At 30.7% G+C, this 13,096-nt stretch carries 9 protein-coding genes and 2 tRNA genes; 4 read left to right on the top strand and 7 right to left on the bottom strand.

From position 1 onward, the window contains the following. Window positions 1-203: 203 nt before the first annotated feature. The 3 genes from ACSIGC_RS10690 to ACSIGC_RS10680 all read left to right on the top strand — a co-directional run bounded on the left by ACSIGC_RS10690 (window position 204) and on the right by ACSIGC_RS10680 (window position 7,435). Window positions 204-2,777 carry a GEVED domain-containing protein gene (locus ACSIGC_RS10690; RefSeq protein ID WP_442264811.1) on the top strand — a complete coding sequence of 858 codons (2,574 nt, stop codon included), beginning with the start codon at window positions 204-206 and terminating at the stop codon, window positions 2,775-2,777. Between the two features lie 251 nt (window positions 2,778-3,028). Beyond that, entirely contained in the window at window positions 3,029-5,476 is a 2,448-nt protein-coding gene (locus ACSIGC_RS10685) for a GEVED domain-containing protein (RefSeq protein WP_442264810.1), read from the top strand. A gap of 99 nt (window positions 5,477-5,575) precedes the next feature. Next, complete coding sequence (locus ACSIGC_RS10680; protein WP_442264809.1) at window positions 5,576-7,435, top strand: ABC-F family ATP-binding cassette domain-containing protein; 1,860 nt, start codon at window positions 5,576-5,578, stop codon at window positions 7,433-7,435. 8 nt (window positions 7,436-7,443) lie between these two features. Here ACSIGC_RS10680 and ACSIGC_RS10675 read toward each other — a convergent pair whose 3' ends face one another. From ACSIGC_RS10675 to ACSIGC_RS10665, 3 genes are all read right to left on the bottom strand, one after another. Further along, complete coding sequence (locus ACSIGC_RS10675) at window positions 7,444-7,986, bottom strand: hypothetical protein (RefSeq protein WP_442264808.1); 543 nt, start codon at window positions 7,984-7,986, stop codon at window positions 7,444-7,446. Between the two features lie 234 nt (window positions 7,987-8,220). Continuing rightward, entirely contained in the window at window positions 8,221-8,628 is a 408-nt protein-coding gene (locus ACSIGC_RS10670) for a VOC family protein (protein WP_442264807.1), read from the bottom strand. 2 nt (window positions 8,629-8,630) lie between these two features. Further along, on the bottom strand, window positions 8,631-9,560 hold the full coding sequence (locus ACSIGC_RS10665) for a 2-hydroxyacid dehydrogenase (protein ID WP_442264806.1): 930 nt from the start codon (window positions 9,558-9,560) through the stop codon (window positions 8,631-8,633). A 106-nt stretch (window positions 9,561-9,666) separates the two neighbouring features. On the opposite strand from ACSIGC_RS10665, the gene ACSIGC_RS10660 reads away from it, so the two are divergent. Next, window positions 9,667-10,089 (top strand): Lrp/AsnC family transcriptional regulator, encoded by a 423-nt coding sequence (locus tag ACSIGC_RS10660; RefSeq protein ID WP_442264805.1) that lies wholly within the window; start codon window positions 9,667-9,669, stop codon window positions 10,087-10,089. Between the two features lie 92 nt (window positions 10,090-10,181). Here ACSIGC_RS10660 and ACSIGC_RS10655 read toward each other — a convergent pair. From ACSIGC_RS10655 to ACSIGC_RS10640, 4 genes are all read right to left on the bottom strand, one after another. Continuing rightward, window positions 10,182-10,254: transfer RNA gene (locus ACSIGC_RS10655), tRNA-Lys, on the bottom strand. 2 nt (window positions 10,255-10,256) lie between these two features. After that, a tRNA-Trp gene (locus tag ACSIGC_RS10650) sits at window positions 10,257-10,328 on the bottom strand. Window positions 10,329-10,338: 10 nt separating this feature from the next. Continuing rightward, window positions 10,339-11,718, bottom strand: a complete 1,380-nt coding sequence (locus ACSIGC_RS10645; protein ID WP_442264804.1) for a hypothetical protein — start codon at window positions 11,716-11,718, stop codon at window positions 10,339-10,341. 136 nt (window positions 11,719-11,854) lie between these two features. Beyond that, the gene (locus ACSIGC_RS10640; RefSeq protein WP_442264803.1) at window positions 11,855-13,069 is read right to left on the bottom strand and encodes a hypothetical protein; all 1,215 of its coding nucleotides are present in this window, start codon (window positions 13,067-13,069) and stop codon (window positions 11,855-11,857) included. Between the last annotated feature and the right edge of the window lie 27 nt (window positions 13,070-13,096).

Raw genomic sequence — 13,096 nt, 5'->3', positions numbered from 1 at the left:
TCTAACTCGGGTTTTTAATATTAATTAACATATATTAATATTAGATGTTAAATTGTTAATTTTATTTATAATTATTTGTTTTTTATGTAACAAAAATATATTTTCGGCCTCCATTTTTGTAAAAAAAACCTATTGTAAGTTTTCAAATTCAATAATTACTAGTGTTTTTTATGGAAATAGGATAAATCATTAAAACCCTTTAAATGAAAAACAAAATTACTTTAGTTTTGGTAGGAATCCTTTTGGCTTCTTCTGCCATTTACTCTCAAACAACAGTAAAACGTAATTGTATAGCTTCTGATCTTTTTGAAGAAAAAATTAAAAAAAATCCTAGTTTAGAAAGAAAGATGCTAGATATGGAAACATATACTCAACAAAAAGTTGCTATAATGAATAATCTTCAAGGTAGAATTGTAGGTGACGTATATCAAATTCCAGTTGTAGTTCATGTATTATATACAAATTCTTCTAATAATATAAGTAATGCACAAATTCAATCTCAATTAGATGTTTTAAATGCCGATTTCCGTAGAACAAATGCTGATAGAACAAATAAATGGTCACAAGCAGCAGATACAAAAATTGAATTTTATTTAGCTGAAGTAGACCCAAATGGAAACCCAACTACAGGTATTACTAGGAAACAAGTAAGTAAATCAACATGGAATACTTCTTTAGGGGAAGGAGATGATCTTAAAAAATCCTCTAGTGGAGGAGTAGATCCTTGGAATCCTGCTGAATATTTAAATATGTGGATTGTTGATAATATTATCAGAAATACACCAACAGGAACAGCAACTATTTTAGGTTTTGCTCAATTTCCTTGGGATACAGATGCTTCTACAGATGGTGTTGTAATGGCAGATCAATATTTTGGAACTACAGGAACTGCACAAGCTCCTTTCGATGGAGGTAGAACTACAACTCATGAAGTTGGTCACTATTTCGGATTACGTCACATTTGGGGAGATGGAGCATGTGGTGTTGACGATTTTGTTGCTGATACACCAGAATCTGATGCTCCTAATTATGGATGTGTTACAGGACATACTTCTTGTGGTTCAGAAGATATGGTTCAAAATTATATGGATTATTCTGATGATTCTTGTATGAATTTATTTACTGCTGGACAAAGAGATAGAATGCATACATACTTACAAGCTGGAGGAGCTAGACGTACCTTGGCTTTATCTGATAAATCTAACGGAGGAACTACAAATCCTCCAACTGGTGATACATGTTCATCAACTGTTTCTTCTTTTCCATATAATGAAGGGTTTGAATCTGGTGATGGATGGATTCAAGTTACTGGCGACGATGGAAATTGGGTGAGAAAATCAGGAAGTACACCTTCTAATAATACAGGTCCATCATCTGCTACAGAGGGTTCTAATTATTTATTCTTAGAAGCTTCGTCAAATAGTAGTACAGGACAAATAGGAGCTAATGCTACTGCTATTTTAGAAAGTGCTTGCTTTGATTTTTCAGGTAAATCGGCGGCAACTTTCTCTTTCGAAAATCATATGTATGGAAGCAATGTTGGTTCTTTAAAAATTCAAGCGTTAAAAAATGGAGAATCTAATTGGACAGACATTTGGTCTGATTCTGGTAATAAAGGAAATCAGTGGAATTCAGTTTCTGTGAATTTAAGTGCCTATTTAGGAGGAAAGGTTAAATTAAGAATAGTAGGTACAACAGGTAATGGTTGGTCTAGTGATATTGCTGTAGATGATTTATCGGTTACTACTCAAGGAGGTTCAACAGTAGATACTCAAGCACCATCTGCACCATCAAATTTACAGGCTTCTAGTATTACAGAAACAACAGCTACTGTAAGTTGGTCTGCTTCTACAGATAATGTTGCTGTAACTGGCTACGAAGTGTTTCAAGGTTCTTCTAGTTTAGGAAGTGTTACAGGTACTTCTGCTAATATAACAGGCTTAAATGCTGGAACATCTTATACAATTTCAGTTAAAGCAAAAGATGCTGCAGGGAATTCATCTGCTGCCGGATCTGTATCATTTACAACTGTAGATAATATTCCAGCTCCAGTTTCTTATTGTTCTTCTACTAGTAATAGAACTCAATTCGAGTGGATTGATAATGTTGAGTTAGGAGGAATTGCTAATGCAACTGCTGCTGGAAGTGGATATTCAGATTTTACAGCTCAGGTTGGAACTTTAGCACAAGGTAGTACAAATAATATGGTTGTTAGTGCTGGATTTAGTGGAACAGCTTACACGGAATTTTGGGCAGTTTGGATAGATTTTAATAGAAATGGAACATTTGAAGATAGTGAAAAAGTAGTTTCAGGGTCTTCTTCAAGTGCTAATAATTTATCTACTACAGTTACTGTTCCTGCAAATGCTTTATTAGGTCAAACCAGAATGCGTGTTTCTATGAAATATAATGCTGCGCAAACTCCTTGTGAAACTTTTGCAGATGGAGAGGTAGAAGATTACACAATTAATATTGTTGCTAACGGAACTACTACAAGAATTGATGGAAATATAGTGGTAAAAGAGTTAGGAAACGAGTCTCCTTTAGTATTGAAAGCTTATCCAAATCCAGCTAGTGATTTTGTGCAAATTGCAGTAAATAATAAATCAATGAGTTTAACAACATATAAAATTGTAAATGCAATTGGTCAAATTGTTAAATCAGGAAATTTAAATGAAGTAAAACAAATAAATGTATCTAAATTGAATCAAGGAATTTATGTTTTAGAAGTTAATGATAGTCAAAAATCATTAATAACCAAATTGGTAATAAAATAAAGCATAGATAATCCCCTATATTGTTAATTAAGCCCAAGTTCTAGTAGCTTGGGTTTAATTTTTATAATAGATTTAATTTAAAACATTATATTTTAACTTTAATATTAAGATTTAATTAAAAAATTAACATTTTGTTTTGTTTTGTTTGTGTTTTTTTTATTTTTACTGCACAAACTAAATAGTCAAGTTGCCTCCACATCTTCACTAAACTTTGAATATTTAGATAAACCATTAAAACCCTTTTAAAAACAATGAAAAAAATTACTTTTTTGTTTCTACTTGTTGCTGGAGTTATGTTTTCGCAACAAAGAAGAAATTGTCATTCTATGGATAACCTAGAATTCAGACAATCAAATGACCCCCAACTAAAGGAAAGAATGCAACAAATTGAGAACTTCACTCAAAACAAATTGCAACAACTTTCAGGATTACAAGGAAAAATTAACGGTGATATTATCACTATTCCAGTTGTTGTTCATGTTATTTATAACAATGCTCAAGAAAACATCAGCGATGCCCAAATTCAATCACAGATAGATGTTATAAACGAAGATTTTAGAAGAACAAACTCAGATGCTACGAACAAGTGGTCTCAAGCAGCTGATACTCAAATTGAATTTCAATTGGCTGCCATAGATCCTAATGGTAATCCAACAAACGGTATTACAAGAAAATCATCAACAAGAACTTCTTGGGGTACTAATGATGCCATGAAATCTTCATCTAATGGTGGAGTAGATGCATGGAACACAGCCGAATATTTAAATATGTGGGTGTGTAACATAGGTGGAGGAATTTTAGGATATGCTCAATTTCCTGGAGGGAGTGCCTCTACAGATGGAGTAGTTATGAGTCCACAATATTTTGGTAGTTCAGATAAAGGTTCTGGTTTCTATTTATCGGCACCTTTTGATAAAGGAAGAACAACTACTCATGAAATAGGACACTTTTTAAACCTACGTCACATTTGGGGTGATGGTGGTTGTAGTGTAGATGATTTTGTTTCAGATACACCTACTTCAGATGCTGCAAACTATGGATGCTCAACAGGTCATACATCATGTGGATCAGAAGATATGGTAGAAAACTACATGGATTATTCTGATGATTCTTGTATGAACTTATTTACTTTAGGACAAAAAAACAGGATGAGAGCCGTTTTAGAAGCTGGAGGATCTAGAAGAAGCTTGGCGTTATCTGATAAATTTACACCTGTTGCTTGTAATGCAACAGTACCAACAGGAGTTTCTATTTCAGGAGTTTCTGCTTCAGGAGCAACAGTAAACTGGAATGCCGTTACTGGAGCATCTTACGATGTAAGATATCGTGCTACAGGAACTTCTTCTTGGACAGTTAATTCTGTTTCTGCAACATCTGCAGCTATTTCAGGTTTATCAGCATCTACACAATACGAAGTTCAAGTTCGTAGTAAATGTTCTTCAGGAAACTCATCTTATAGTGCTTCTGTTAATTTTACTACAACAGCTGTTCAGATTAATTATTGTAGTTCAAAAGGAAATAATGTAAGTGATGAATATATTGGTAATGTAACTTTAGGAAGCATAAATAATGCTTCTGGAAGTGGAAATGGATATTCGGATTTTACGTCTATTTCTACAGATTTAAGTAAATCTTCTTCTGCTTCAATAACAATTACTCCAACATGGACAGGAACTATTTATGCTGAAGGATATGCAGTATTTATCGATTATAATCAAGATGGTGATTTCTCAGATAGTGGAGAAACAGTTTGGACACAAGCTGCAACAAGAAATACACCAGTAACAGGAAGCTTCACTGTTCCTGCTGGTGCAGTTGAAGGTACTACTAGAATGCGTGTTTCTATGAAATATAATGGAATACCAACTTCTTGTGAAACATTTACTTACGGAGAAGTAGAAGATTATACTGTAAATATTACTACAGGAGGAACTAATCCAGGTGGTTGCGATACGTTAAATTTTAACGATTATACATTATCATCTTTCTCTAATCAAGATGCTGCTGGAAACTCTTCTATAGGTTCAGGAGGAAATTCACTAACGTTAACAAATAATACTTGGAAGTATATTGCATTAAATTACACGGTAACTCCAAATACTGTTATCGAATTTGATTTCAGTAGTACTTCGGAAGGAGAAATTCACGGAGTTGGTTTTGAAAATGATAATTCATTAACATCAAGTAGATATTTTAAAGTTCATGGAACACAAAACTATGGTGTAACGAATTACGATAATTATGCTGGCGGAACTAAAACATATGTAATTCCAGTTGGAGATTCATATACAGGAAACATGGATCGTTTAGTATTTATTAACGATAACGATGGTGGTTCTGGAAATAATTCTACATTCTCTAATGTGAAAATTTATGAAACTTCTTGTTCTTCATCTAGAACTGTAGTTGAATTTGGAGCAAGAATCGATGTTTTAGGAGATGAAGATGAAAATACATTAGCAACATTAACATTAGCACCAAACCCAGTAGCTAAAGGAAGTGTATTAGAAATATTATCTTCAGATAATTCAGATTTATCAACAACAAACTATGCAGTAATCAATATGCTAGGTCAAACTGTGAAGAAAGGAAACTTAAATAATCGTGTTATAAATACGAACACATTAACTCCTGGAGTTTACATTTTGAATTTAACAAATGAATATACACAAACGAAGAAACGTTTTGTTATTAGATAATTGTACTATTTTTGAATGAAGAAGAGACCGTTTTTTAAAACGGTCTCTTTGTTTTTATCGCTATTGAAATCATTACATTTGTCTTTTATTTAGAAATTCATGAATTACCTTACTGTAGAAAATATTTCCAAAGCTTATGGAGAGCGCGTTTTGTTTGAAGATTTATCTTTTGGAATTAATAAAGATCAGAAAATAGCTTTTGTAGCTAAAAATGGAAGTGGTAAAACATCAATTTTAAATATTGTTGCAGGAAAAGATACGCCAGATTCAGGTCAGGTTATCAGTAGAAAAGGAATTCATATTGCGTATTTATCTCAGGAACATAATTTTGATGCAAATCAAACAATAGAAGAAACAATTTTCGCTACAGAAAATAAAATTCTTCCAATTATTCAGCAATACGAAGCAGCTTTACAAAATCCAGATGACGCAGAAGCTTATCAAAAAGCATTCGATTTAATGGACCAACACAATGCGTGGGATTTTGAAACACAATACAAGCAAATTTTATCGAAACTAAAGTTAGATAATCTGCAACAAAAAGTAGGTTCACTTTCTGGAGGACAACGTAAACGTTTAGCTTTAGCAATTATCTTAATTAATAAACCAGATTTATTAATCTTAGATGAGCCAACCAACCATTTAGATTTAGAAATGATTGAATGGTTAGAAGCATTCTTTTCTAGAGAAAAAATTACCTTATTCATGGTAACACACGATCGCTATTTTTTAGAGCGTGTGTGTAATGAGATTATTGAATTAGATAACGGACAACTATATAAATATAAAGGAAACTATTCGTATTATCTTCAGAATAAAGAAGAACGAAAAGCTTTAGAAGCTACAAACCTTAGTAAAGCAAAAAGTTTATACAAGAAAGAATTAGATTGGATGCGTCGTCAACCAAAAGCAAGAACGACAAAATCTAAATCTAGAATCGATGATTTCTTCGAAATCAAACAAAAAGCACACCAGCGTAGAAAAGAACACGAAGTTCAGTTAGAAATTAACATGGAACGTTTGGGGAGCAAGATTGTAGAATTACATAAACTGAAAAAATCTTTTGATGAAAAAGTAATTCTAGATGGTTTTGAGTATGTATTTAAAAAAGGAGAGCGTATTGGAATCATTGGAAAAAATGGAACAGGAAAATCATCGTTCTTAAATATCTTAACGAAACAATTACCATTAGACGGCGGAAAAATTGTAGTTGGAGAAACGGTAAAGTTTGGATATTACACCCAAAAAGGAATCAACATTAAAGAAGGGCAGAAGGTCATTGAAGTAATTAAAGAATTCGGAGAAGAAATTCCGTTAACAAAAGGAAGAAGAATTTCTGCAGCACAATTATTAGAACGATTTTTATTCGACAGAAAAAAGCAATATGATTTTGTAGAAAAGTTAAGTGGAGGAGAGCAGAAGCGATTGTATTTATGTGCGGTGTTAATTCAGAATCCGAATTTCTTAATTCTCGATGAGCCAACCAACGATTTAGATGTAGTTACACTAAACGTTTTAGAAAACTTCTTGTTAGATTATCCTGGAAATTTAATGGTAGTTTCTCACGACCGTTATTTTATGGATAAAATTGTAGATTCTTTATTTGTTTTTAGAGGAAATGGAGTAGTGGATAATTTTCCTGGAAATTACTCTGATTTTAGAGCTTATGAAGATTCTAAGGTCTCAGAACCTAAAACTGAAAAGAAAGAAGCTGTAAAACGCGAAAAAACACATCAAAAAGGAAAGTTAAGTTATAATGAGAAGCGTGAGTTTGGTGTTTTAGAGATTGATATTGAAAAACTACAAAAGAAAAAAGAGCAGATCGAAGCACAATTTGCTAATGGAGAAGTAGCTTCAGAAGATATTAACGACAAATCTTTAGAGCTGCAACAAATCATAGAGGATTTAGAAACCAAAGAAGAACGTTGGTTCGAATTATCTATGAAAATGGAAGAATAAAAGTTTTTCTAAATGAACTTTAGAATATTTTTGAGAATTAAAGTATCTGCTTGATATTCACTACCTAAGGTTTTTGTAAAATTTTCCTTTAATTTTTTGTATTCTTCAGTTGTTTTAAATTGTTTGAATTGTAGTGCTTTAAAACTTTGAAGGTCGATATAATTGAAAGTTCTTTTACCGATGTAATTGCCCTTGTAAAATTCTAAAAGAGTGTGTTTTTGGTCTTCTTTTTTATTTTGATATTCATTGTAATTATCTATTCTGATAAAACCAGAAAACCAGTCACAAACAGTTCTGTCTTTAAAAACATTTTTAAGAACCGATTTCAGTTTTAAATTGACTGTGTTTCTATCAAAGATTCGAATATCAGTAACTTTTAGTTTTTCATTTTCAACTGAGAAGCTACCTATATAACCTCTTGTTAAGGCAGTATTTGAAGAATGAAATTTATTTAATTTCGGATTTTCCTTAAAAAAAGTCTCCAGTATATATTCATTGATGTGATAGGATTCACCATCAAAAATCAAAATATCTCTTATTTGCTTCGTCATTTACAACGTTACTTTTTCAGTAATTTGATAAGAGGTTCACGATAATCAAAAATCCTTTTCATTTAAGTAAACCCTGTTTTTAACAAAGTCAAAATTCATAAAAATCTCAGCATGATCTTCTTCATTTTCTAAAAAATTTTGAAACGACTTTTATTGTCATAATAATTTTTTCTTGGCCATTTACAAAACGATTAGTAAAGTTAAATAGATAAGTGACAAAAACATGCTTTTCACTTAAAAAATCTCATCTTCATTTTTAAAACTCTTAAATTCGATTGGATTGTTACTGAAATCTAAAACAAACATAGTTTTCTGTTCACCACGAGTTCCTGCATATCTTGTTTGTGGTGGTATAATAAATTCAATATTGTGAGATTGCAATGCATTTTTAATAAAATCAAATTCGTGATCTTTTACAATACAACCAAAATGTGGAATAGGAACTTTTACTTTATCCACTTTTCCGCAGTAATCTAATTCTGGAATATTATTGGAAATATGAGCAGACAATTGATGTCCGAAAAAATCGAAATCTATCCAATGTTCGGTTTGTCGTCCGATAGTACAGTTTAAAATTTCATGATAAAATCGATGTGTACTTTCTATGTCTTTAACTTTAAACGCAAAATGAAATCTGTTCATAATTAATATCCTTTTTGAATTGAAACTACATTTATAAGTTCTTTTTCGTTTAACAAGTTTTTGTAATTGGTAACCACAATACCCGAAGCTGTTTCAATATTGGTGATAGCAGCAATATGTGGTGTTATGGTAATATTCTTGTGTTCCCAAAATGGGTGATTTTCAGGTAAAGGTTCAGTTCGAAAAACATCGAGTAAAGCACCTGATAAATGTTGATTGTTTAATAGTGTAAGTAAATCGTTTTCCACTAAATGTTCTCCGCGTCCAACATTAATTAAATATCCGTTTTTGTTGAGTCGTGAAAGATTTTCAAGGTTTAAAATATTTTCTGTTACAGAGGTTAATGGTAAAATATTAATTAAAATATCTGTGTTTTGTAGTACGTCAGTCAAACAGTTATTTCCGTGAAAACAAGACACGTTTTCTAATGTTTTTTCTGATTTCGACCATGCTTTTACTGTAAATCCAACTTGCACTAATTTTGTAGCAACATGAGTTCCGATTTTTCCTAAACCTAAAATTGAAATAGTGGTAGTTTTTATTGTTTTATACAATTTTTGCTGCCATTGCTTTTCTTTTTGAGCTGTCTGATATTCAGCAAAACGTTTTATATGAGATAAAACACCTGTTAAAATAAACTCGAACATATCTTCAGATAATCGATCATCTACAATTCTTGTCACAACGCAATCTGAAGCCAAATCCTGACTTTGAATTATGTGTTCTACTGAAGCTCCAACAGATTGTACGACTTTTACATTTGGAAATTGTGCTAAAATATTTGCTTCAGGTTTCCAACACAAAGCAAAAGTGATGGCTTCTGCATCAGTTACATTTGGATAAATATCAATAGTGGTATCTGGCAACTTGGCTTGCAAAGCTTTTTGCCAAGGTTTCGGATCTTTATTGTTAAAACAGATTACAATACTCATCTTCTTTTTTTACAAATTTCTAATTTTTAGGATAGTTGTAAAAATGTAATCGTTTGTGTTTTTGTAAATTTACTTCTGAATGACGTGTAATTTTAAACGTTTACTTATGATTGATAATATAGATACACAAATTTTAAAAGCTTTAGAAAAAGATGCACGACTTTCTTTTGCGGAAATAGGACGTTTAATTAATCTATCTGCATCTGCGGCAAGAGAACGTATTTTAAAAATGGAAGATGTAGGTTTAATTAAAAAATACACGATTGAAATAGATCATTCTCAGTTGGGTTACGATTTAGAAGTATTTATTTTGGTAAAAGTGTTTCACGGAAAACTTCGTTCGTTTTTAGATGCGATACCAACAATAACAGAAATTAAAAAAGCACATAGAATTACTGGAAATCAAAATGTACATGTAAAAGCGATGCTTAAAAATCAGTTGCATTTACAGCAATTAATTGATCGATTAATGTTATTTGGCGATACACATACCTTGTTGGTTTTATCAGATGTTATGGAGAAGAAGTAGTTTGATATAAAGATAATCCTTGTTCAATATCAAAAAAAATCAATAAGATATACATATATAACTTATTGATTTTTTAAAGTTAATTAAATTAGATCTGATAGCAGGGCTCGAACCTGCGTCCACCCGGTCCAAGAGCCGGGCGCTCTACCACTGAGCTATATCAGAAAAGATAAGTGCAGGGCTCGAACCTGCGTCCATTCGGGTTGGAGCCGAATATTCTACCACTGAACTAACTTATCTTATTTTTTATCAAGATAAAAAGTGCATTTTTTTACCTGAAAAATATTTTTGCTTTTTAAGTATTGTTGCTATATACGGGTTAGAAATAACTACACCATGAACTAATTCTGGAGTAGGTTTAAATTTAACAACTTTTTCTGTTTTTGGGGCAATCCAACCAGATTTTTCTGGGTTTAATCCAGCTTTTTTACAATACTTAACCACCATTTCTCTATTACATTTTTCTTTACCTTGAAATACTTCCCAAGGTAAAGGAATTTTATTCCAAACTTCTGTATTTGGATCCAGTTTTCCTCCAGAACTATAATGCCAAGCTACAACATCTGCTGCCATTAAACGCAATACTTTTCCAAAACAAATCTCATGTAAAATATCATCCATTCCTAAGGCATAAATAATATTCATCCAATTATCTCTGGCTTTGTTCCATGCATTTGCTGTATTGTTCCATGTTGTAGAATCGTTTCCTCTACGAACAATCATGGTTTCACGATTAATATTACTTTTCACCCAAATTTCTTCTAAAAAGTAAGCTATCTCTTGAAGAATAGAAGTCCATTTTCCTAACAATTTTCCTTTCTCTTTGTCTGAAAGATTTTGTAAAACTTCTTTACTAGTATAAATATGTGAAATTGCCCACCAATTAGTTTGATTTTTTCTTACGCTTTTTACTTGATTTTTTAACCTATTGAAAACATTAGTTTCTGTATCAATTCCTTTGCAACGATTTAATAACATATTTGATATTTCATCAAATGATTTTTCTTGACTAGTATTTGTAAACACACTACGCAGGTTACAACGAGCATTATAATAAGCAATAAAACATGCTGAGTTGATATCTTTTTTGAATTCTTCAAAACTTAATGTATGTGATAAACCGTGTTTACCAATCTTTTGAAATTCAATTTTTTTAATTTCTCTACTATAAGCTAATAACTTCTTTTCTAAACGTTTTAAAAGCCTCCATTTTTTATTATACTGTCTTTTACTTATATCTAATCCCTTTTCATTTCTCTGGTGTTTATTTAATCGATCGCCAAGAAAATTGTTTGCACCAAATTCTTTGTTAATTAAAGAGGATATGTTTTTAATAAATTGCTGAATTTCATCTATATTATTATAATCAATCGTCTTTTTAAGATTTAAATTAAATATTTCAATAGCTTTTTTAATTTGCTTTTCTGCTCCAATAGCAGTCGCAAATTCTTGCATCATAGAAGTATAACCAAAGAATACATTTTTGAGAGATCCTTTAGATGCTTTTCCTAAAATGATTTTTTCCTGAGGAGATAATTGATCTCCTAAAAACTCTTGAATCATTAAAGCAACATCTTCTGGACGTTTTCTTAAGAGCAATGTTCTATGTAAATCTTTTAATGTATTCATCAATGATGATTTTTAATTACAGTACAAGATTACAAACGTATTACGCATTGTATTTGCGTAGGTAGAAAACAGTTTTGTTTTTTTAAAAAAAGTTTCTAGTAGTTTTATTCGTTAAATTATTTAACTCGATTACATTTTATAAACTACAACGACCATTGTCGAAATCATTTAAAGAAGGATTATATGCATTTCTAGCTATATCAAAAGTTGAAAATGAATTTGAGGTAACAAGGTTCTGAATACCACAAAAATTATTCAATTTAGCATTGAAAGAAATAAATAGATCACCAACAGAAACGATATTTGATAAAGAATTAATGTTTTCTAAAGAATCGTTTTTTTCAATATAAATGCCTTCTCGGCTATGTTCACCAACCTGTTTTAAGTTATCTAATCCATCAAGGTTTAGCAAATTATTATTTTCAGTTATATACAAACTATTTGTTTTAGTGATTGATTTTAAACCTTTAACAGATGTTAAAGATGCATTTTTAGTGATATTAATATAAGTTAAGTTGTTGTTTTCATTTAAAGAAAGAGCATCGATATTTTCTAATTTTTCATTTGAGGTAATTATTATATCTTTTGTAATTGAAGTAGCACTAAAACCAGATAAGGTTTCTAAATTTTTATTAAATGATATTTCTAGATGATTAATGTTTTTAATACTATTAAGTCCTTTTAAGTCTAGAATTTTATCGTTATTGTTAATTTCTAAAGAATTTATAACTTTAACTTTTTCAAGAAAAACCTCTAAGTTTTCTAATGAAGAATTGTTTTTTATAACTACATAAGAAGTTTCATTAAGTTGATTAAGTCCTCTTAAGTTTTGTAAATTACTATTGTCTTGAATTTTTAAACTTTTTATTGATGTTACCTTAGAAAAACAATCATTAAGATTTTTAATTTGTGTATCAGTAATAGTAAGTTCCCTTACACTGATTAGGTTATCGAACCCATTAATTTGGTTTAATAAAGGGTTAGCTTTAATATATAAAGCATTTAGAGTGGTTATGTTTTTTAAAAAGGCATTAATACTTTTTAAACCAGAATTGTTTTCTATAATAACCTTTCCTTGAATAACTCTAAGACATTCGAATAAATTATCTAAATTTATTATTGGATCATTTTTTAAAAGATCTTCTTTTATTATTAAATCTCCTTCTATAGATTTATATCCGTGACTATTAAAATCATCCACTTCTTTTTGTGTTGTTAAAATAGCGGAATTGTATAAAGTTCTTAAATTATCTCCGCAACGATCTGTTTGTTGGATAAAATCATCCTTATCGCTTTCGCAGGAACTAATAATAAAAGATAACAGTAAAATTAAAAAGTATTTAGTTTTCATAGTTTGGTTAGAATACAATTTTATATA

The sequence above is a fragment of the Tenacibaculum aquaeponti genome (genome assembly GCF_052084715.1).
GTDB lineage: Bacteria > Bacteroidota > Bacteroidia > Flavobacteriales > Flavobacteriaceae > Polaribacter.
Note: the sequence above shows the minus strand (reverse complement) of the source record. Positions and strands in the feature narration are given on the sequence as shown.